The following is a 22,518-nucleotide window of genomic DNA, read 5'->3' on the forward strand; positions in this document are numbered from 1 at the left end:
ACTAGATTTCATGTTATTAAGATACGAAATCAAAAAAATAATGCAAAAAAAAAGAGGCCACCTTTTTAGACAGCCTCTTTTATTTTCAGTAGATAAGAGAGTTTATGATTCTCCTCTAGATTTCTTTTTATTGACAATGCCTTTAGCCTCATTATCTTTTTTCATTTGCTCTCCTATTTGATTAGAAGCGACAAAAGAAGCAATCATATCATTGAGCATATTACTTCCAGCTTGTGGAGAGTTAGGCATTAAGATCAAGTTAGAGTTGGTTTGCTCTCCCATAGATTGTAGGGTATCATAATGCTGAGTCACTACAATAAGCGCAGAGGCTTCTTGAGAATTAATCCCTACATTATTTAATACATCGACAGACTCTTCTAGACCACGAGCAATCTCGCGACGCTGGTCTGCAATACCCTGTCCTTGTAAACGCTTAGACTCTGCTTCGGCACGTGCTTTTGCAACAATTTTGATACGCTCTGCTTCTGCTTCAAACTCGGCAGCTACTTTCTCACGCTCTGCCGCATTAATACGGTTCATCGCTTCTTTTACTTGCATATCTGGATCAATATCGGTAACTAGGGTTTTGATAATATCAAAACCGTAGCTAGACATGGCTTCATTCAATTCTCCTTTTACTGCAATAGCAATATCATCCTTACGCTCAAAAACGTCATCTAATTTCATTTTTGGAACCTCGGCACGCACCACATCAAATACATACGAAGTAATCTGGTCATGCGGATTTTCTAATTTATAGAAAGCATCATACACAGCCTCTGAGCGTACTTGGAATTGTACAGAGATTTTAAGACGTACAAATACATCATCTTTTGTTTTGGTTTCTACAACAACATCTAGCTGTTGGATACGCAAATTAACACGTCCTGCAATTTTATCAAACACAGGAATTTTGAATTGAAGCCCAGAATTACGTACGCCTATAAATTTACCGAAGCGTTCAACAATAGCAGCGGTTTGTTGTTTGACCATAAATATCCCCGAAAGGGCTATCAAGATCCCTAAAAACAAAAAGATATAAAGTCCAATGTTACCCATAATATTTTTTTTAGTTTGTGAATTAAAGTGTATAAGTTATTAAAATAACTAGAGATATGTCGTCGTTATGATAAAAATGTAACAAGTCTTTTAGTATTTACTACTTTTGCGCACTTGACTTATAAACTCTAACCTCAATTTATACTCCCTAAGCCCTATGAAATTACACCTATTTATTTTCCTATTTTTTGTCAGTATGACCACAGTGGTGGGGCAATCTTACCGAAACAGAGGAAGTTATAACAGAATTGGTGTACAAGCCAAACTTTTATTTTCATCTATAGAAACCTCTGATCTTACTGTAGATGGTAAAGAAGGGTTTCAAGGAGGATTTACCACCAGAGGACGTTTTTACAATAACTGGGGGATTGTATATGGTATTGATTTTATAAATGCCAACCTTTCTGTTCAAGGAGCAGGTGCAAGCCAAGCAGTAGAAAATCAAATAGATTATAGCATTATAGGAGCACAGTTTAATATTTTATTAAGTTATAATATCATAGGTCAAAATCTTGCGATAGATTTTGGTCCCGCATTACTTGTTAATGGTAAAATGAAACTGAAAGATAGTGATCAAGGAAATACCAGAATAGATGGATATACGACACTTACAGGAAGTGATATAGAAGATATATCAACTATTAATCCTTTTGCTGTAATTGGTTTGACAGGAGGTTTTGAAAATGTACGTCTTACCGTGCAATATCAGTACGGACTGACCAATATTCTCAATGGGCTTAATAAGCAAGAGTTAAATCTCACAGATCCTGAAGCTAAGGATTTTAAAGGAACAGCGTCCTTTATTTCGGCTGGGGTTGTGTTTTATTTATAGTGTCCTTTCGAGCGCAGTCGAGAAATACAGTTTTTTTAAACTAGTTCTCGACTGCGCTTGAACAGGCATTTAGGAAGCATACGTTATTATAAAGTAGCTACCGCTTTTTGAATACGGGCTATCGTTTCTTCTTTACCTATGGTTGCTGCAATTGCAAACACATCAGGTCCTTGCATCGCACCGACAAGACTTAATCGTAAGGGTTGCATCACTTTTCCAAAACTAAGATCATTACTTGTAATCCATCCTTTTACCGCCTCTTGAAGCGTCTCTGCGTTAAAAGTGTCTACACCTTGAATGACAGTAATTACTTGTTGCATAAGTGCTCCAGTATCTTCTTTCCATCCTTTTTTTGCCGCTTTTTCATCATACGATGTAGGTGCTTTAAAGAAATAAGAACCTAAATCCCATAAATCAGTTACAAAGGTCGCACGTTCTTTTATAAGTCCTGTCACAATAGTTGCATACTCTAGGGTCGTATGTAGACCTTTATTTGTAAGAAAGTCCATAAAACGCGCTGAAACAACTTCGTTGCTAGCTTCTTGTAAGTAGTGTTGCTGAAACCACTTTGTTTTTTCTGGATCAAACTTGGCCCCTGCTTTATGGATACGTGTAAGATCAAAAGCTCGTACCAATTCTTCTAGCGAAAATATTTCTTGTTCTGTCCCTGGATTCCACCCTAAAAAGGCAAGCATATTTACCATAGCTTCTGGAAAATAGCCATCTTCTCTATAGCCAGAAGAAATTTCGTTGGTTTTAGAATCTTTCCATAGTAAAGGAAATACAGGAAATCCTAACTTATCTCCATCACGCTTACTTAATTTCCCTTTTCCTACAGGCTTTAAAATTAAAGGTAGATGTGCAAACTTTGGTGCTTCCCATTCAAAAGCACGATATAATAATACATGCAATGCCATAGATGGTAACCACTCTTCGCCACGTATGACGTGGGTAATTTCCATAAGGTGATCATCTACAATATTGGCAAGATGGTAGGTCGGCATCCCATCCGATTTGAAAAGCACTTTATCGTCTAAGATATTTGTATCTATTTTGATATCTCCACGGATCTCGTCGTGTAGTTGTAACATTTCATCTTGAGGCGCTTTAAAACGAATGACATAGTCTTCACCTGCATCAATTCGTTGTTGTACTTCTTCTTTAGAAAGTACGAGCGAGTTATCAAGTTGCATCCTGTTGTGCCAATTGTAAATAAAGGTTTTCCCTTCGGCTTCTAATTGGCTTCTTAATTCAGAGAGTTGGTCTGCAGTATCAAAAGCGTAATAGGCATTTTCTGAGTCTAATAACGCTTTCGCGAAAGCGCCATACATCTCTTTGCGCTCACTTTGTCTGTAAGGACCAAAATCTCCTTCACGACCGGGTCCTTCATCATACGGAATCCCACACCATTCTAAACTTTCTTTAATATAATCTTCGGCACCAGGAACATATCTGTTTTGATCTGTGTCTTCTATACGAAGGACAAATGTTCCGTTGTGCTTTTTAGCAAAAAGATAATTAAAAAGGGCTGTGCGTACACCACCTATATGTAAAGGTCCTGTAGGACTAGGCGCAAAGCGCACTCGAACTTGTTGAGACATAATTGTATGTTTTAAGGGTGCAAAGATAAATGTTTGCTTGTGGAAAGTCTTAAAAGATAAGAGTTAAAACTATACTATGATATATCTATGAAAAGTCGGGACTATAAAGTTCGTAGTTAAAATCTTTAAAGGAAGCTACAAAGTCTTTCGCGAGCTTACTATTCTTTTCTTTTTTAAGTGAAATTAAAAGATTTTTCTCTGTATGTTTTTTATTAAGTAGATATAGATCAAATGAATTAAAAGAATGAGATGCATCTGGACTTGCTGCAGAAAAAAAAGCATACTTCTGACTCTTGCGAAACTTCAAAATAGAAAAACAAATCTTATTTTTTAGATTTATTTTTTTCTTAAATAACAGGATATTGAATATGAATATGCCTTTGTATAAATGAAGATTATTTTTTACTAACCCTTTTTTTGAAAGTGTTAGAATAACTAGAAGTATTAAAATAATCAGAGGTACTAGTCCTTTTATGTAATTGATCTGATAGTAATAACCAAAAAAAAATCTCCAAGCTATAATTCCCGAAATAGCGGTGAAAATTGAAATGTGAATCATTTGGTGTGTTGTAAAGTTGTATTCAAGAGAGAGGATTTGTGTTTTAGGATTTCTAGGCATAGAAAATGTGTTGGATTTAGAAAATTAGACACAAATACTTATAATTGTTACACTTTTTAGAAAAGAAGATATTCTTCTCCCTTAGAAGAGGCTAGGAGAGAATGACAGGCTTTTGATCTTAAGGGACTCTCTTATTTATAGTTATGAGTAACGGAAAATTTAAAATAGTTTGTTCTGTAAATTACAAACTATTTTAAATAACCATTATGACTATTTGGTTTAAAACTGTTTTAATTCTTTCCCTTTTGGGAGGTTAGGAGGGAACAGGCTTCTGATCTTCAGGAACTCTCTTATTCATAATTTTAAACCATAAAGGAGGGAAGAGAGATAACACCATACTCGTAGGATAGCCATAAGGCAGCTGCGGACTACTCTCGTGATAATCTAACAATTGATATTTTTTATTAGCACGATAGTGATGATCACTATGACGAGTTAATTCAAACAGCATAATACGTCCAAACACATGGTTACTGTTCCAGGAATGGACTTCGCGTACACGTTCATAACGACCACTTTCTCTTTTTTTACGAAGAAGACCATAATGCTCAATATAATTGATGGTTTCTAGTAATAGAAAACCAGAAATACCACTAAATAAAAGAATTTGAAAACCTAGACTTCCAAAAAAGTAATATCCTGCATATAAGTAGGTTGCTTGTATAATGGTATACCACAGCATATCATTTTTGTAAGATAAAAAAGAGCGTTTTTCCCGTTTTAATAAATTCATTTGAATCTTCCAAGAACTTACATATTGTCTTGTAATTGAGGTAAACCAAAAATGATATAGAGGCTGATTATATCTTGCTGTTGCAGGATCTTCAGGAGTGGCTGCGTTAAGATGATGCCCAAAATTATGCTCTATAAAAAAATGCATATATAAGGCGGGGAGTAATAATAGTTTTCCTAAAAACTGCTCTACTTTACTAGTGCGATGTCCTAGCTCATGAGCGACATTAATTCCATTAGAACCTATCACAACACCACACGAAAAAATCATTCCGATACGTTCATATATAGCAAACTCTTGAGATGTTAGCGTAACAAGCGTAAAGTATACGATTCCAAATACAATGAATACATTAAAATATAATAAGAAGTCGGTCCAATGTAAAGTTGCTTTTTGTTGCTTTTCGTTATCAGAGAGATTGGTATCACTTACAGGAAAAATAAGCTCTAAAATTGGTACACATACAAAGGCATAAATGGGCGTTAAGAAGGACCAGAAGCCGTGAAGTGAGATACCAATAATGGCACATAATGGCACACAATATGCGGATAGGTATTTTAAATCTTTCATAAATACGTAAACTTTAACAAGGGGTTATAAAAGTATACTATTTAGAAAACATAATAAAATCGTAGTTTTAGGGGTTGGTATAGAAAGAAAAATGAATAAATTCAAAAACATAGAACAAAAGCTAGAACGCTTTATTCGTAAATATTATACGAATGAGTTGCTAAAAGGGACGATTCTCTTTTTTGCTTTTGGGGTATTGTATTTTTTAGTCACCCTTTTAATAGAATACTTTTTTTGGTTAAGTCCTGCAGGAAGAACCGTACTATTCTGGCTTTTTATAGGTGTAGAAGTTGCGTTGCTTGCTAAATTTATCATACTTCCTTTAGCACGACTTTTTAAGTTATCTAAAGGAATAGATTATAAAGATGCAGCTCAGATGATAGGAAACTATTTTCCAGAAGTAAGCGACAAATTAATAAATACATTACAACTCCACAGCATTTCACAAGATTCTGAGTTGATGCTAGCGAGTATAGAACAAAAAAGTCAAGAACTAGCACCTATTCCTTTTCGCCTAGCAATTAACTTTAAGAAAAACATCAAATACCTTAAATATGCCGCTATTCCAATTGTAGTTTTTCTAATTGCAAATTATGTTGGTAAGGATGAGGTGTTTTCCTCAAGTTATAAACGTGTTGTAAATTATAACGAAGCTTATGAACCTCCAGCCCCTTTTAGCTTTTTTGTAGTAAATGAAAACTTAAAAGCTGTAGAAAACAGAAACTACACATTACAAGTACGTACGGTAGGAGATGTTGTTCCTGAAGAAGCATCTATACACTTTAATAATGAGATTTATTTTTTACAACAAGTAGCACCAGGAGAATATAACTTTACGTTTGAGCAACCTACGGGAGATCTTTCGTTTTACTTGCAAGCCAACAAAGTAACGTCTCAATCCTATGATTTAGAAGTACTTAAAGTTCCGGTGCTTGTTAATTTTGAAATGGAACTGGATTATCCTGCACACACCAGAAAAGCGACAGAACGTATTAAAAATACGGGTAACGCTATTATCCCAGAAGGCACAAAAGTGACTTGGGTACTAGACACACGTGAAACAGAACAAGTAGAGTTAGTTTTAAAAGATACGGTATACGCTTTCGCGAAAGCGAACCAAACCAATTCCACAACATCTTATCATCTATCACAACGCATTTATAAAAACACACCTTATGAAGTAAGCACAAGTAATACAGCTTTAAAAAACTTTGAAAACTTAGCGTATACTTTACAAACCATAAAAGATGAATTTCCTCAAATGAATCTTGAGGTACAAACGGATAGTGTAAGTAATCAACAAACATATTTTTATGGGAAGGTGAGTGATGATTATGGACTCACAAAATTGCGTCTGGTCTATTACCCTTCACAATCTCAGGAAAAACAATATAAAAATATTGTCATTTCAAATGCAAATGTAGATCAGTTTATTTTTGCCTTTCCTGATACGCTTCAACTTCAGGAAGGGATTAACTATGAGTATTATTTTGAAGTATTTGATAACGATGCTATTCATAATTATAAAAGTACAAAGAGTAGTGTATTCAGTTTTGTGAAATTTACAGAAAGTGAGCTTGAGCAACAACAATTAGAACAACAAAACAAAGCGATTTCAGGTCTTGATAAATCATTGGAAAAATTAAAAGAAAGAGAGAAGGAGCTTGAGGAAATTTCGCGAACGCAAAAAGAAAAGAAAGAACTCAACTTTAACGATCAGAAGAAACTACAAAACTTCCTAAAGCGACAAAAGCAACAGGAAGAGTTGATGAAGGATTTCTCAAAACAACTCAAAGAAAATCTTGAAGAATTTCAAAAAGAAGAGACCTTAACCGATGAGGAAAAAGAAAAACTAAAAGAACGGTTAGAACGACAAGAAAAGAAAGCAAAGGAAAATGAAAAGCTTTTGGAGGAACTAGAAAAGCTTCGCGAAAAAATTAGTAAAGAAGAGCTTTCTGAAAAATTAGAAAAACTCCAAAAACAAAACAAAAATAATAAACGGAATCTTGAACAAATGGTAGAGCTTACCAAGAGATATTACGTTCAAAAGAAAGCAGAAAAGATAGCTCGCGACCTTGAGAAATTAGCCAACAAACAAGAAGAGCTAAGTAGGAAAGAGAATGAGGAAAACAACAAGGAAGCTCAGGATAAACTTAACGAAGAATTTAAAAAACTAGAAGAGGATCTTAAGGATTTAGAGAAAGAAAATCAAGAACTTAAAAAACCTATGGAAATTCCTTCTGATGAAAAGAAGCAAGAAGAAATTAAAGAAGAGCAAGAAGGCGCCAGTGAAGAATTAGAAAAACAAGAAGAAGAAAAGAAGGAACAACAAGGAGGAGAACAAAATGAAAGTTCGCCAAGCAAAGCAGCTGCTCAGAAAAAACAAAAAAAGGCTGCTCAGAAAATGAAGCAGATGAGTCAGTCTATGCAGTCGGGAATGCAGCAATCGGGGCAAGAAAGTATGGAGGAAGACGCTGAGATGTTACGGCAAATCTTAGATAACTTATTGGTATTTTCTTTTGAAGAAGAAGGTGTGATGAAAGACTTTAGAAAAATGGATGATAAGAATCCTAATTTCGCCAATAAACTGAGACTTCAAAATGTACTAAAACAAAACTTCCAACACATCGACGACAGTTTGTACGCGCTTGCGTTGCGTAGACCAGAATTAGATGAGAAAATTAATCAGTCTCTAACCGATATTGACTTTAATATAAATAAGGCATTAGAGCGTTTGGCAGATAATCAAATAATTCAAGGGGTCAGTAGTCAACAATATGTGGTGACAGGCGCTAATGAATTAGCTGACTTTTTAAGTAATTCTTTAGATCAGATGAATAATCAAATGAGTGGTCAGGGACAAGGGCAAGGAAAGGGTAAAGGTCAAGGGCAAGGAAAAGGTCAGGGAAGAGGAGAACAACTGCCAGACATCATTCAAAGTCAGGAAGAATTGAATAAAAAAATGGAAGAAGGGAGTAAGCCAGGCGAAGGAAAAAAAGGCGAAGATGGGAAAGGAGAAAATGGAGAGAAAGGGGAAGGAGAGAAAGGGAAAGGTCAAGGAGAAGATCAAGGTGGAGAAGGTGAGGGAGAAGGAGAAGGACAAGGTGAAGGTGGTGAAAATGGGAAAGATGGACGTGCTAATGGCGAGCAGAAAGGAGAAGGAAATGGAAATAATGAAGGAGATGAATATGAACAAGGATTGTTGTATGAGATTTATAAGGAGCAACAAAAGTTGCGTCAACAATTAGAAGACGAGATTAGAAAAAGTGGACTCGGAGAAAATGCTGATCAACTCGTAAAGGATATGAAGGAGGTAGAACAGCAGATATTAGACAAAGGATTTAATAATGAAACGCTGCAAAGGATGACAGAATTAAAGCATGAGTTGTTAAAGTTAAAAGAAGCTACTTTCCAACAAGGGGAGGAAGAAAAGAGAGAGTCCAATACCAATTTAAAAGAGTATGCTAATCCTGTAAATTCATCCATAGATAAAGCCAAAAAGTATTTTAATACTACAGAGATTCTTAATAGAAAAACACTTCCTCTAAAAGAAGAATACAAGAAAAAAGTACAAGCATATTTCCAAAAAGATAATGATTGAATTTAATAGTGTCCATGATTTTAAAATAGAAAATGCTGATGTTATATCTTCTTGGTTACATCAAGTTATTCAAGAAGAAAATAAAGAAGCAGGAGAACTTAATTATATTTTTTGCGATGATGAATATTTGCATAAAATGAATGTTCATTTTTTAGATCATGATACACTCACAGATGTAATTAGTTTTGATTACACAGAAGGTGTTCTGATAAGCGGAGATGTGTTTATCTCTACAGAAAGAGTTACAGAAAATGCCCTGGAGTTTAATGTTTCTTTTACAGATGAACTTCATAGAGTGATGGTGCATGGACTTCTTCATTATTGTGGTTATAAAGACAAGACTGAAGATGATGAAAAGCTAATGCGAGTTAAAGAAAATTATTATCTAGAGAAGAGGTAATTGTCAAGAATGTTCCACGTGAAACATTTGACAATAATCTTTTAGAAATCAATGACCAAAACGGCGTATATTTGCACGCTTAATTTTTGAATATAATCCTGTTTGGTTTTTATCAAACGTAACGTTCCACGTGAAACAATGAGTCTATTTCAAGATGTATATGATGTGATTGTAGTTGGTGCTGGTCATGCTGGTTGTGAAGCTGCCGCTGCCGCTGCCAATATGGGAAGTAAGACATTACTTGTGACCATGAATCTTCAAACCATTGCTCAGATGTCGTGCAACCCAGCGATGGGGGGTATTGCAAAAGGGCAAATTGTAAGAGAGATAGATGCGATTGGCGGGTATAGCGGGATCGTTTCTGATAAGACAGCGATACAGTTTAAGATGCTCAACAAATCTAAAGGACCTGCTATGTGGAGTCCGAGAGTGCAGAGTGATCGTATGCGTTTTGCAGAAGAATGGAGATTGCGTTTAGAACGTACCGCTAATCTTGATTTTTATCAAGAGATGGTTAGTGGACTTATCGTAAATGATAATAAAATAAAAGGAGTTCGCACCTCCTTAGGAATAGAGATAAAAGGAAAGTCCGTGGTACTTACAAATGGTACTTTTTTAAATGGACTCATCCATATAGGAGATAAACAATTTGGAGGGGGGAGAGCTGGTGAAAGAGCTTCTACAGGTATTACAGAACAACTCTTAGGATTTGGTTTTGAAACAGGCAGAATGAAGACGGGAACACCTCCAAGAGTGGACGGAAGATCGTTAGATTTTTCTAAAATGATTATTCAACCTGGGGATGAAATTCCTGAAAAATTTAGTTTTTCAAAAGAGACTTCGCCGTTAAAACATCAGCGCCCTTGTCACATGAGTTATACCTCTCCAGAAGTACATGAATTACTTAAAGAAGGCTTTGATCGTTCTCCCATGTTCAATGGAAGAATCAAATCTATTGGACCTAGATACTGTCCCTCTATAGAAGATAAAATACATCGCTTTGCAGATAAGGATAGACACCAATTATTTATTGAACCAGAAGGGTGGGATACTTGTGAGATTTATGTAAATGGATTCTCTACATCTTTACCAGAAGATGTTCAATTTAAAGCATTGCGATCTGTCGTTGGTTTTGAAAATGTAAAGTTTTTTAGACCAGGCTATGCGATCGAATATGATTATTTCCCACCTACGCAATTAACACATACATTAGAAACTAAATTGGTAGATGGTCTGTTCTTTGCTGGACAGATTAATGGTACCACTGGATATGAAGAAGCTGCTTCGCAAGGATTAATGGCGGGAATGAATGCCCATTTGAAAGTACATGAAAAAGATCCTTTTATGCTGCAACGTAACGAAGCTTATATAGGCGTTTTGATAGACGATCTCATTACAAAAGGCACCGAAGAACCGTATCGAATGTTTACATCAAGAGCAGAGTATCGTACGCTATTACGACAAGATAATGCAGACGAACGATTAACTCCTTTGTCTCATAAAGTGGGTTTAGCTTCTCAAGAACGTCTGGTAATGATGGAGGAAAAACGTGAAGCTTCGGATAAGTTAGTGAAGTACTTTGAAGATACAAGTATTCTCCCAGAAGAGGTAAATGGTATTTTAGAAGAAAGAGGATCATCACCGATGAGACAATCTGATAAGATGTTTAAAGTATTTTCACGTCCTCAAATTTATCTCGATGATATCAAAAACTTTAAAAAAGTAGCAACATATATAGAAGATCATAACATCGAAAAAGATGTGTTAGAACAAGCAGAGATTAAAGTAAAATATGCAGGCTATATAGAAAAAGAAAAAGCAAATGCGGATAAGTTGAATCGGCTTGAAAATATTAAGATTCCAACCAATTTTGATTATAGTAAGTTAAAGTCCCTTTCTTATGAAGCAAAAGAAAAGCTAGAAAAAATTCGTCCTGCAACCATTTCTCAAGCCTCTCGTATCAGTGGTGTTTCTCCATCAGACATTAGTGTAATGCTTGTGTATATGGGTCGCTAATATGATAATGTTTCACGTGGAACATTGATGAAGTCCAACAAATTTTATGAATAATACGATGCAAGTAAAAGATCATGCTGTTTCTGGAGAATCGTTTCGTCTAGAATATGATGAGCGCCTTTGTATGTATCTCACCTCGCCAAAACCTTCAAAAGAGACATTACCTTCCTATTATGCTAGTGAAGATTATATTTCTCATACAGATGGCAAACGATCCTTGTTTGAAAAAATGTATCAGGTTGTAAAGGGAATTACGCTTTCGCGAAAGCAAAAACTACTTACTTCTTATCTTCCTGCAAAGGGATCTCTTTTAGATATTGGTGCAGGCACCGGCGATTTTTTAGAATATGCCTCAAAAAAAGGATGGAAAGTTTCTGGCGTAGAACCTAACTATAAAGCAAGAACACTTGCGGCACAAAAAAATATACATCTTACAGAATTGTTACCAAAAGAAGAATATACGTATGATGCCATAACTATGTGGCACGTATTAGAACATGTGTATGATCTGGAAGATCAATTAATGTGGCTTAAAAACAAACTAAGTAGGGAAGGAGTGCTTTTTATAGCCGTTCCTAATTTCGAATCGTATGACGCGGCTCTTTATAAAACAGATTGGGCAGCCTATGATGTGCCTAGGCATTTGTATCATTTTTCTAAAAAATCAATTCAATTACTTTTTGAAGAACAAAATATGCAACTCATTGATGTGCATCCTATGAAATTTGATGCTTTTTATGTGAGTTTGCTTTCAGAAAAATATAAAACAGGAAACATGAATTTTTTTAAAGCTTTTTTATCAGGATGGCGTTCTAATCAAAAAGCAAAGAAAACAGGAGCGTATTCTTCGTTGATTTATGTGATAAAACATAAAAATTAAACATAAAAAAAGCTGTCAAGAATGGCAGCTTTTTTTATATGAATAGTTTGAAGAATTTTTATTGTCTCGTTAAAACAACTTCACTTGTTAATGTAACAGTGGCGGTAATTCCTTCTTGCATAATTTCTTGTGATATGTTTTGTCCTAAGCGTAACGTTGTCTCAGTTAGTTCAAGAATAGTAGCATCATTCATGATTTCTTCCATACCAATAACAGGTATTGTAGTATCAACATTTAAAAGATCTCCATCAAAAGTAATTGTATTTCCACTACGACTCCACATCCCTTCAGATTGAAAGTTGTCTATAGAGGTTGTTTCTGTTTGACTCTCACCAAGAACTGTTGTCGTTACAACGGCATCATAAGATCCATTACTAGTATATTCATTTGGGTTTTCTGTAAAAACAACAGAAGCATCAAAGTTTTGACCTATTCCATCAAAAGACGAAGTGATTGTTTCTCCTAAAATTTCTGCTGAAGTTGCACCCTGATAATCAAAGGCAGTAATATTCCAAGTTCCAACAAGATCTGCTGAAGTGTCATTTGATGAATCATCATCAGAGTTACAACTCACAAAAGAAGTAACAATAAATAATGCCATATAATTTTCCTAATTTACTCATAATCGTTTTTTATTAATTAAGCTGGCAAATAAAGTAAATTTTAATTTAAAATTATTCATAACGTCCTGATTTTTTATTTCATAGCGATAAAACAGTAAAAAACGCATAATAAAGCATTTTAAGCGCTTTTTGTTGAAAATTAAGCTACTTGTCTTATTGTTTTTATTTTCTCTCTTAAAAACGCGCTTATGAAGTTAGTTTTCATAAGAGAATCCTATTGATTTGTATTTTTCAAATAAGGAATCATTATAGTGCAAGATTTTTACATTTTTATGCGTAAAGCAAGCCAAACTTTCTATTTTTGCCGCAAAACAAATAACCCATGAAAAAAATTGGAATCTCAATAGCAATAGCTTTTTTAATGATCGGATGTCAAACCGAAAAAACAGCGTATGTTGATACAGAAAAAATCTTTAAAGACTATACAGAGCTTACCGATGTAAAAGAACGCTTTACAAAACAAAACGACGCAATTCTTAGCGATTTAGAAGTAAAGATTCAAGCATTTGAAATCAAACAGAAGTTATACCAAAAAAATGGGCCTTCTATGGATCGTAAAAAGCAAGAAGAGAGGTACAATGAACTTTCTGCAGAAGCACAACAACTACAACAAGAGCGTCAAGCAAGACTAGGAAAACTACAAGTAGAAAGCCAAGGAGCGATAGATAGCTTGATTACTAAAGTAAAAGATAAGGTAAAAGAATACGGAAAGACCAATGGTTATACGTACATCTTTGGTAGTAATGACGCTGGAAGTGTGATGTTTGGTAAAGAAGAACTTGATATTACGGATAGTGTTTTAGAATTCCTTAATGCATCTTACAAAGGCTCTAAAGAATAATACACAAATTTAAACATAAAAAAAGGCGATGATTAATCATCGCCTTTTTTTATGTTTAAGATGGAGTAATTAATTTCTTACAAGTAAAAAACAAGCTGTTTTTAATGATTAGATAGTAACCATACACCCAAAATCACGACAATAAAATATCCTACAATCGTAAATGCGCCTGCATAATCTTTAGCAATTCGTTGACCAAATAAAAGCATCAATAAGGTAACTGCTGCTGTAATCGCTCCATATAATGCTATGGTAGTATGGTCGTGTACCGCAAGTTGATAAATCCCTATTCCAGCCAGTATTGAAGCTAGTAAATCAAACACGATTAAAACACCCACTAAAAGAGGTACCATACCTCCTAAAAAAGTGTCTTTAAAATGACCGTTTAACCAACTTATTTGTCCCTTCCAATCAAACACTTTATCGAGTCCAGATTGTAAAAAAGTAATAATGATAAAGAGTAGAATTAAAATCTCTGTGATATTGGGTAATAAAAAGTCCATAATAGTGATTTTGGTTTGCTAAACTTATTTTTAGAGAGCACTAAATATAATATAATCCATTGATTATATCATTACTTACGATGAAGCAATCGTGTTAATTTAATAGAAAGATCTGATAGAATAATACGAGCGTTTCCATTGCGTTCTATATGATAAGAGGCATCTTGAAGCTCAGAAATGATGTCTATAATGTTATTTCCGTGTACAAAAGGAGCAAATTTATTTAGGTCAAAACCCGTTTTTGTCTCTAGGTACACAAGTGCATCTGTTTTGTAATTTAAGAGCATCGCTTGACGGAAAAATTGCACACAATAATTCAGAAAATTTTTCTGCGTTTCACGACCTGTTTTTGCGATCACCTCACTCCAGTTTAATAAGTCAATGACAGACTCTTTCTTCCCTTTTGCCATAAAGGCGGTACGCACCCAAGTAATAAACCATTTCTCAAATTGCACATCATCTCCGTCTTGATGTAATATGTGCATAGCTGTATTATAATCACCTTGTGATTGATGTGCTATTTTTTGTGCCTCTTTTATATCGCATTGCTGTCTTGTGATGAGTGCATTTGCAAGATGTGCTTCACTAATCGCGGGAAAATGTAAGACTTGACATCTAGATTTAATAGTATCTATGATCTGATCTTCATTTTCTGTAATAAGAATGAATAACGTTTTTGCAGGAGGCTCCTCTATAAGTTTTAAAAGCTTATTTGATGCGGCTGTATTCATTTTTTCTGCCATCCAGATGATCATCACTTTATAACCGCCTTCATAGGCCTTTAAAGCCAATGATTTATTAATATTGATCGCTTCGTCTACACCTATTTGACCCTGCTTTTTTTCTATGTCAATGTGTTTATGCCATTCAAAGAGATCTCCATAGGGATTTTCTTTTACAAAAGATCGCCACTCTGAAGCAAAATTACTTGATACAGGATGACTTTTTATCGCGCTTGTGGTAGCTACAGGAAATGCAAAATGCAAATCAGGATGCGCTAGTTGTTCAAATTTGAGATTACATGACGCATTCCCCTGTGTATTTTCGCCTTGAGCATTATTGCATAAAATATATTGAGCATAGGCAATTGCCATAGGTAAAGTGCCTGAACCTGTTTTTCCTACAAAGAGTTGTGCATGCGCAATACGACCTGCATCCACACTTGTGGTGAGGTGACTTTTAATAAAATCTTGACCGATAACGTTTTCGAAAAGCATAGGATGCCAAATATAAAAGAATTGTAATGTAAATAAACGCTCTAACTGCTATATTTGCTAGTAAACTACCTTGGGACAAGCCCATGAGGTAATTTAAGGAAAAAAACATTTGATTTCGAGGCAACCCTCGGAGCTTTTAAATCTCGATTATCGAGTAAAATTAATGAATAATGAAGACAGTAGATCACTTCAATTTTGAAAATAAAAAAGCATTAATCCGTGTAGATTTTAATGTACCATTAGATGACCAACTTCAAATTACTGATGACACAAGGATTGAAGCTGCAAAACCTACCATCTTAAAGATTTTAGAAGATGGAGGAGCTGCTATTCTGATGTCCCATTTAGGACGTCCTAAAGCACAAGAAGATGAATTCTCTATGAAGCATATTTGTAACAGAGTTTCCGAAATTATTGGAGTAGAGGTTATTTTTGTTGCCAATTGTGTCGGAGAAGAAGCCAAGCAAGCAGCAGCAAACCTTGAAATGGGTCAGATCTTACTCTTAGAAAACCTAAGATATCATAAAGAAGAGACACAAGGTGATGTCGCTTTCGCGAAAGCGTTATCAGAATTAGGTGATATTTATGTAAATGATGCCTTTGGAACAGCACACAGAGCACATGCATCTACCACCATCATCGCCCAGTTTTTTCCAGAAAAGAAATGTTTTGGAAAACTACTTTCTAAAGAGATAGAAAGTTTAGACCGTGTACTTAACCATAGTGAAAAACCCGTACTTGCTATTTTAGGAGGTGCCAAAGTATCTTCGAAAATCACCGTGATTGAAAATATCCTTGATAAAGTAGATGCCTTAATTATAGGCGGAGGAATGGCATATACATTTATAAAAGCACAAGGCGGAAAGGTTGGAGATTCTATTTGTGAAGATGATAAAATGGAACTGGCATTAGACATATTAAAAATGGCAGAACAGAAAAATGTGACCGTTCATCTTCCTATAGATGTTCTTGCTGCAGACGATTTTTCTGAGACTGCAAATACAAAAACAGTAGCTATTCATGAGATTCCAGATGGTTGGCAAGGATTAGATGCTGGTCCTGGATCTGTACAGATATTTGATGCCGTTGTACAAAACGCAAAAACGATTTTATGGAATGGACCATTAGGTGTTTTTGAAATGACACCTTTCTCTGGAGCGACCATAGCTTTGGGAAATAGTATAGCACAAGCAACCAAAAACGGTGCGTTCTCTCTTGTAGGAGGGGGCGATAGTGTGGCGGCTGTAAAGCAATTTGGCTTTGAAGATAAAGTGAGTTATGTCTCTACTGGAGGAGGCGCCATGTTAGAAATGTTAGAAGGAAAAACATTACCAGGTATTGCTGCTATTTTGGAGTAAAACACCTACCATTTATAAAATAAAGAAAAAAGCTACCCAATTCAGGTAGCTTTTTTCTGTCTTTACAGTAGTATAAAAATTGCACTTATGAATAAACACTTATATTTGGAGAACACACAATTGATACGAATTTTGTAATACCCTCGTTGTACAAACTATGAGATTACTTCAGATATACAGTTTTGTTGGGTTTTTATTGGTTTCCGCTTTCGCGAAAGCGCAAGATACCTTACCCTATGAGTCTTTTAAGAAAAATAATAAAGAACGGGTTGATCTCAAAAGAGACACCATTACCATTATAGACTCCATCACTACCACCGCTTTTATTAATGAAATAAATAAAATAGAACTTAAAACCACTTCACGAGATTCTGTGGTGTTTAAGTTAGAAGACGAGCCTTTTGCAGCACGACTTGATTCCTTATGGCGTAAAGAATTAGCCCGAATGGATTTGTACGATTCTATCACCAATATGGTGCAGGAATTGGATTATAAAGAAGAGGTATATCTGGATTTACCTACAGACACATTAAAAAAACGTCTAGCCCGTATTAATGAGAGAACCCCTTTTAATGTAGGCTATACAGCGTCTTTAGAAAGTGTTATAAAAAACTATTTAAAGCGTCATAAACCCAGTATGGAACGAATGATGGAAGTGAGTCAGTTTTACTTCCCTATGTTTGAAGAGACCTTAGATAAATATGATATTCCGCTGGAAATGAAATATTTGGCTATCGTGGAATCTGCATTAAGACCTCGTGCTAAATCTAGAGTAGGCGCTACAGGCTTATGGCAATTTATGTTTACGACAGGAAAAATGTACGGACTTGACGTTAACTCCTATGTAGATGAGCGTATGGATCCTATTATGGCGACAGAAGCAGCGTGTCAATACCTTTCAAAACTGTATGATATTTTTGGAGATTGGGACCTTGCACTAGCTTCATATAATTCTGGACCAGGTAATGTTTCTAAAGCCATTCGTCGTAGTGGAGGCTATCAAAATTATTGGAATATACGTAGTAATCTCCCGCGTGAAACTGCTGGATACGTCCCCGCTTTTCTAGCCACCATGTATCTTTTTGAATATGCAGAAGAGCACGGGTATCAGCCTAAAAAAGCACCCGTTAACTATTTTGAAACGGATACGGTTCACGTAAAACAATTAATTACACTAGACCAAGTGGCTGAAATCACAGGAGAACCGTTGGAGGTAATTCAGTTTTTGAATCCTTCGTATAAATTGGATATTATTCCTTTTGTAAAAAACGAAAACTATTATTTAAGACTTCCTACAGAAAAAATAGGATCTTTTGTCAATAATGAAGAGCAGATATACGCTTTCGCGAAAGCGGAAATAGATAAAAAAGAGAAGCCGTTACCTGAATTTACAACTGCCAATGCTCAGGTACGATACCGCGTGAGAAGTGGCGATTATCTCGGAAAAATTGCCGATAAGTATGGCGTTAGAGTCAGCCAGATTAAAAAATGGAATAAACTTCGGTCTAACAACCTAAAAGTGGGGCAGCGTTTAACCATTTATCCTCGCAAACCTGTCACTTCGTCAAACACTTCTAGTACCTCAAAAACCATAGTAAATAATGGCAAAAAGGTATATACCGTTAAGCAAGGAGATTCTTTATGGAAGATTGCCAGTAAATTTCCCGGAGTTAGTGTAAATAATATTAAAGTTTGGAACGATATTAGCGGAGATAATGTAAAACCAGGAATGAAACTTATTGTTTCTAAATAATGACATTTCAAAAACGTATACTATCATGAAAAAATTACTCGTAGCCATTCTCTTTTTAGGAGTTCTTGTTTCTTGTGAAAAAACTTCAAAAAAGTCCACATTAGAAGGATCTATAGGAAATACTAACGAATTAAAAATTGTCATGGATAAAGACCTGTGGCAAGGAAATGTTGGAGATACCTTGCGAAGCACTCTAGCGGCACCTGTAGATGGGCTTCCTCGTGAAGAACCATTATTCACACTAGACCAAATCACTCCAGATAAGTTTATTGGATATGTATCAAAAAGCAGAATTTTTCTTACTATAAAACTAGGAGAGCCTTCTCTCTTTTCTATAGAAGAAGATGTAACAGCAAGACAACAGACAGGAATAACAATTTCTGGTGAAAATGAAGATGCTATTATAGCGCTTATTAAGAAGCATGAAGATGAAATGATAAAGGCTTTTAAAGACCGAGAACTCGCAGCTATACAAATGCGTATAGGTAAATCATTAGAAAATACAGATTCTTTAAAATCTACTTTTGGAATCACGATGCGTTTTCCAACGGCCTACGATTACACTAAACGTGAAAAAAACTTCTTTTGGATGGATAAAGACATAAAAAGAAGTGGTAATATGAATATTACTGTGTATGAAGTGCCACTTCAAGCGATAGATAAAGACACGTTTTCTGTAGCACGTATTGTACGTATGAGAGATTCTGTGTCAGGAGCAAATATTTCATTAAACCAAGGTCGTTTTCAAACAGAACGTTCTTTCTCCCCTCAGTTATTTGAAACAGAAATTGATGGGCATTTTGCATGGGAAATGAAAGGAACTTGGGAAGTCAGAGAAGGGAGACTTATGGTAGGTCCTTTTTTAAATTATGCGATACGTGATGAAAAGAATAACAGATATGTGGTTGTAGAAGGATTTATATTTTCACCTTCATTAGATCAACGAGATAATATGTTTGAGCTAGAAGCCATCTTACGATCTACTCGATTCTTAGACAACTAGTCTTTGAATTATAAAAACTAAAAACCCGATGCAATGCATCGGGTTTTCTTATTATACCTAAAGTATGTAAATTATTTTTTCTCTTCTAGTTTAGAGTCTCCATCTACATCCTCATCTTTGGAAGCTTTTTTAAATTCTTTAATGCCGCCTCCAAGACCACGCATCATTTCTGGGATTTTCTTACCTCCAAAAAGTAATAAAACCACTAAAACAATAAGACCTATTTGCCAAGGTCCGATCATACCTAAAAATATACCTAAAAAATTCATGTCTTTAATTTTAGAACTACAAAGATACTAAAGAAATATGATGAGACAGTAGGATAGCGATGTTTTTAACCTTGGTGACACATTTGAGCTTCATCATAGAGGGTAAAAACGGTAGTAAATACGAGCCTTTTCTTTTTTTAGCATAGCATCATTATGATTAAAATAAAAAAGGTAGTCTAGTGGTAGTGTTTGCAGTAGCTTTATGATAGAATAGATTTTCTAATGTATCATCAGGGTTTAGACTTTAGATAGTATATTTGTAAGTGTATGTCACGTAAAAAAGGCGAAAAAAAAGCAATTGCAAAAAAACTCCTGCACAAGTACAGGCTTGTTATCTTAAATGAAGATACCTTTGAAGAACGTGTATCTTTTAAGTTAACAAGGCTTAATGTATTTATTTTATCAGGTATTTCAACAATAGTGCTTATTGTATTGACCACACTACTTATTGCGTTTACGCCACTAAGAGAGTATATACCAGGGTACTCTAGTACAAAACTAAAAAAACAAGCATACGATCTAGCACAAAAGACAGATTCATTAGAGACTGTAATAGCCATTAACGATCAACAATATGCCTCTATACGAAAGGTGCTAACGGGTGACTTAAAATCAATAGAGTTTGATAAGGATTCTATACAATATACAGGGGTAGATGCGAGCGATATCACCATTCAACCTTCCAAAGAAGATTCTTTACTTAGAGCAACGGTAGAACAACAAGATAAATACAATCTTTTTGAAACAGCAACTAGACCTGCAGATTTTGCACTTTTTCCGCCTGTAAAAGGAGTGATTACTGCGGGATATGATAGCACTTTAAAACATTATGCGGTAGATGTGGTAACAGAAAAAGACGAACCCGTAAAAGCAGCAGCAGATGGCACGGTTATTTTTGCTTCTTGGACGGCAGATACAGGTCACGTAATTATCATAGAGCACCAAAACAACCTTATTACGGCATACAAACACAATGCTTCTTTATCAAAAGAGCAAGGAGACCTTGTAAAAGCAGGAGAAGTGATCGCTATTGTAGGAAATACAGGTGAGTTAACCACAGGACCACATTTACATTTTGAATTGTGGAATAATGGATATCCAATTAACCCCATCAATTATATAGATTTTAAATAAGATGTCTCTTAAATCCTTAGCTGCAAAAATATTCGCTTCTCGTATAAAACGAAAAATAGATACTTGGGCTTCTAAGCCTATCGCTACACAAGAAAAAGTGTTTAAATTTCTTATAGATGCGGCTCAGTACACACATTTTGGAAATGACCATCATTTTGATAAAATCCATTCTCATGAAGATTTTGTGAGAGAAGTCCCAATAAGAGATTATGAGGCACTTCGTCCCTATATAGATCGTGTAGTTGCTGGAGAGCCTGATATTGTATGGCCTGGAAAACCACTGTATTTTGCCAAAACCTCAGGAACTACTTCTGGCGCAAAATATATTCCGCTTACCAAAGACAGCATGCGTACACATCCAGATACTGCGCGTAATGCTATTTTATGTTACATTGCTGAGACGGGAAAAACCAGTTTTGTAGATGGTAAGATGATCTTTTTACAAGGAAGTCCCGAAGTAGATGAAAAAAATGGAGTCAAAGTAGGAAGACTTTCGGGTATTGTTGCTCATTATGTGCCCAACTATCTTCAAAAAAATAGACTCCCTAGTTGGGAAACCAACTGTATTGACGATTGGGAAACAAAGGTGGAGGCTATTGTTGAAGAAACTATAGACAAAGACATGACAATCATAAGCGGTATCCCCTCGTGGGTACAGATGTACTTTGAGAAGCTCATAGAGAAGTCAAATAAGCCCGTAGGAGAACTCTTTAAAAACTTTAACCTCTTTATATACGGAGGCGTAAATTATGAGCCCTATCGTGCAAAATTTGAAAATTTAATAGGACGTCGGGTAGATAGTATAGAATTATACCCTGCCAGTGAGGGTTTTTTTGCATTTCAAGACAAACAAGGAGAAAAAGGAATGCTCTTACAGCTGGACAACGGTATTTTTTATGAGTTTGTAAAAGCCGATTCTTTTTTTGAAGAAAACCCCCAACGCATCACCTTAAAGGATGTTGAGATTGGCGTAAACTACGTGATGATTATTTCTACGAGCGCAGGTTTATGGGGATATAATCTAGGAGATACTGTCATATTTACTGCGACAAAACCTTACAGAATACTTGTTTCAGGAAGGATCAAGCATTTTATTTCAGCGTTTGGAGAACATGTGATTGGAAAAGAAGTAGAGCAAGCGCTACAAGATGCTATTAGTGGAACCAACATTCGCATCAATGAATTTACCGTGGCGCCACAAATTACGCCTAAAGAAGGATTACCGTACCACGAGTGGTTTATAGAATTTGAAAATGAGAGTGAGGATTTGTCCGCTTTCGCGAAAGCGATAGACACCTCTTTACAATCTCAAAACTCTTATTATTACGACCTTATCGTAGGGAATGTTTTACAGCCTTTAAAAATTTCAAAAGTAAAACCAGGAGGATTTCACGACTACATGAAATCTATAGGGAAATTAGGGGGACAAAATAAAATCCCGAGGCTTTCTAATGATCGTCAAATCGCAGATAGATTACCGATTATTTAAGTATCTTTGACCTTTAA

19 protein-coding genes are annotated in these 22,518 nt (G+C 35.4%); 11 read left to right on the forward strand and 8 right to left on the reverse strand.

The genetic code is table 11. The annotated features are described in order from the left end of the window. Window positions 1-102: 102 nt before the first annotated feature. Window positions 103-1,059, reverse strand: coding sequence for an SPFH domain-containing protein (locus Q0505_RS13830; protein WP_299213861.1), 957 nt, complete (start codon window positions 1,057-1,059; stop codon window positions 103-105). 157 nt (window positions 1,060-1,216) lie between these two features. Between Q0505_RS13830 and Q0505_RS13835 the strand changes: the two genes are divergently transcribed. Further along, entirely contained in the window at window positions 1,217-1,891 is a 675-nt protein-coding gene (locus tag Q0505_RS13835; protein ID WP_299213863.1) for a hypothetical protein, read from the forward strand. An 86-nt stretch (window positions 1,892-1,977) separates the two neighbouring features. On the opposite strand, the gene gltX is transcribed toward Q0505_RS13835, so the two are convergent. From gltX to Q0505_RS13850, 3 genes are all read right to left on the reverse strand, one after another. Next, the gene (gltX, locus tag Q0505_RS13840) at window positions 1,978-3,492 is read right to left on the reverse strand and encodes a glutamate--tRNA ligase (protein WP_299213866.1); all 1,515 of its coding nucleotides are present in this window, start codon (window positions 3,490-3,492) and stop codon (window positions 1,978-1,980) included. Between the two features lie 85 nt (window positions 3,493-3,577). Beyond that, window positions 3,578-4,111, reverse strand: coding sequence for a hypothetical protein (locus Q0505_RS13845; protein ID WP_299213868.1), 534 nt, complete (start codon window positions 4,109-4,111; stop codon window positions 3,578-3,580). A 253-nt stretch (window positions 4,112-4,364) separates the two neighbouring features. Continuing rightward, on the reverse strand, window positions 4,365-5,414 hold the full coding sequence (locus tag Q0505_RS13850; RefSeq protein WP_299213870.1) for an alkane 1-monooxygenase: 1,050 nt from the start codon (window positions 5,412-5,414) through the stop codon (window positions 4,365-4,367). A 91-nt stretch (window positions 5,415-5,505) separates the two neighbouring features. Between Q0505_RS13850 and Q0505_RS13855 the strand changes: the two genes are divergently transcribed. From Q0505_RS13855 to Q0505_RS13870, 4 genes are all read left to right on the forward strand, one after another. Next, a complete protein-coding gene (locus Q0505_RS13855) occupies window positions 5,506-9,015 on the forward strand; it encodes a hypothetical protein (RefSeq protein ID WP_299213872.1) in 3,510 nt (1,169 codons plus the stop codon). After that, on the forward strand, window positions 9,008-9,415 hold the full coding sequence (gene ybeY / locus Q0505_RS13860; protein ID WP_299213873.1) for an rRNA maturation RNase YbeY: 408 nt from the start codon (window positions 9,008-9,010) through the stop codon (window positions 9,413-9,415). The genes Q0505_RS13855 and ybeY overlap by 8 nt, the downstream gene beginning before the upstream one ends. A gap of 138 nt (window positions 9,416-9,553) precedes the next feature. Then, window positions 9,554-11,431, forward strand: coding sequence for a tRNA uridine-5-carboxymethylaminomethyl(34) synthesis enzyme MnmG (gene mnmG, locus Q0505_RS13865; RefSeq protein ID WP_299213875.1), 1,878 nt, complete (start codon window positions 9,554-9,556; stop codon window positions 11,429-11,431). Window positions 11,432-11,477: 46 nt separating this feature from the next. After that, complete coding sequence (locus tag Q0505_RS13870) at window positions 11,478-12,311, forward strand: class I SAM-dependent methyltransferase (protein ID WP_299213876.1); 834 nt, start codon at window positions 11,478-11,480, stop codon at window positions 12,309-12,311. Between the two features lie 58 nt (window positions 12,312-12,369). Here the strand turns inward: Q0505_RS13870 and Q0505_RS13875 are convergent, their stop codons facing one another. After that, entirely contained in the window at window positions 12,370-12,912 is a 543-nt protein-coding gene (locus Q0505_RS13875; protein WP_299213877.1) for a lipocalin family protein, read from the reverse strand. A gap of 344 nt (window positions 12,913-13,256) precedes the next feature. Here Q0505_RS13875 and Q0505_RS13880 point away from each other — a divergent pair, with 344 nt between their 5' ends. Further along, the gene (locus tag Q0505_RS13880; protein WP_299213878.1) at window positions 13,257-13,775 is read left to right on the forward strand and encodes an OmpH family outer membrane protein; all 519 of its coding nucleotides are present in this window, start codon (window positions 13,257-13,259) and stop codon (window positions 13,773-13,775) included. A gap of 101 nt (window positions 13,776-13,876) precedes the next feature. On the opposite strand, the gene Q0505_RS13885 is transcribed toward Q0505_RS13880, so the two are convergent. Further along, window positions 13,877-14,278, reverse strand: coding sequence for a DoxX family protein (locus Q0505_RS13885; protein ID WP_299213881.1), 402 nt, complete (start codon window positions 14,276-14,278; stop codon window positions 13,877-13,879). Between the two features lie 71 nt (window positions 14,279-14,349). Then, a complete protein-coding gene (locus Q0505_RS13890) occupies window positions 14,350-15,495 on the reverse strand; it encodes a DNA polymerase III subunit delta' (protein WP_299213885.1) in 1,146 nt (381 codons plus the stop codon). A gap of 170 nt (window positions 15,496-15,665) precedes the next feature. On the opposite strand from Q0505_RS13890, the gene Q0505_RS13895 reads away from it, so the two are divergent. From Q0505_RS13895 to Q0505_RS13905, 3 genes are all read left to right on the forward strand, one after another. After that, window positions 15,666-16,853 carry a phosphoglycerate kinase gene (locus Q0505_RS13895; protein WP_299213888.1) on the forward strand — a complete coding sequence of 396 codons (1,188 nt, stop codon included), beginning with the start codon at window positions 15,666-15,668 and terminating at the stop codon, window positions 16,851-16,853. Between the two features lie 157 nt (window positions 16,854-17,010). Further along, a complete protein-coding gene (locus Q0505_RS13900) occupies window positions 17,011-18,606 on the forward strand; it encodes a LysM peptidoglycan-binding domain-containing protein (protein ID WP_299213891.1) in 1,596 nt (531 codons plus the stop codon). A 25-nt stretch (window positions 18,607-18,631) separates the two neighbouring features. Beyond that, complete coding sequence (locus Q0505_RS13905) at window positions 18,632-19,609, forward strand: DUF4837 family protein (protein WP_299213894.1); 978 nt, start codon at window positions 18,632-18,634, stop codon at window positions 19,607-19,609. Between the two features lie 71 nt (window positions 19,610-19,680). Here Q0505_RS13905 and tatA read toward each other — a convergent pair whose 3' ends face one another. Then, window positions 19,681-19,878, reverse strand: a complete 198-nt coding sequence (gene tatA, locus Q0505_RS13910) for a twin-arginine translocase TatA/TatE family subunit (RefSeq protein WP_299213897.1) — start codon at window positions 19,876-19,878, stop codon at window positions 19,681-19,683. 267 nt (window positions 19,879-20,145) lie between these two features. Between tatA and Q0505_RS13915 the strand changes: the two genes are divergently transcribed. Together Q0505_RS13915 and Q0505_RS13920 are read left to right on the forward strand one after the other, a co-directional pair. Then, entirely contained in the window at window positions 20,146-21,012 is an 867-nt protein-coding gene (locus tag Q0505_RS13915) for a M23 family metallopeptidase (RefSeq protein WP_299213900.1), read from the forward strand. A gap of 1 nt (window position 21,013) precedes the next feature. Continuing rightward, entirely contained in the window at window positions 21,014-22,501 is a 1,488-nt protein-coding gene (locus tag Q0505_RS13920; RefSeq protein ID WP_299213902.1) for a GH3 auxin-responsive promoter family protein, read from the forward strand. Window positions 22,502-22,518: the final 17 nt, after the last annotated feature.

The sequence above is a fragment of the uncultured Dokdonia sp. genome (assembly GCF_937910895.1).
In the GTDB taxonomy this organism is placed as follows: Bacteria; Bacteroidota; Bacteroidia; order Flavobacteriales; family Flavobacteriaceae; genus Dokdonia.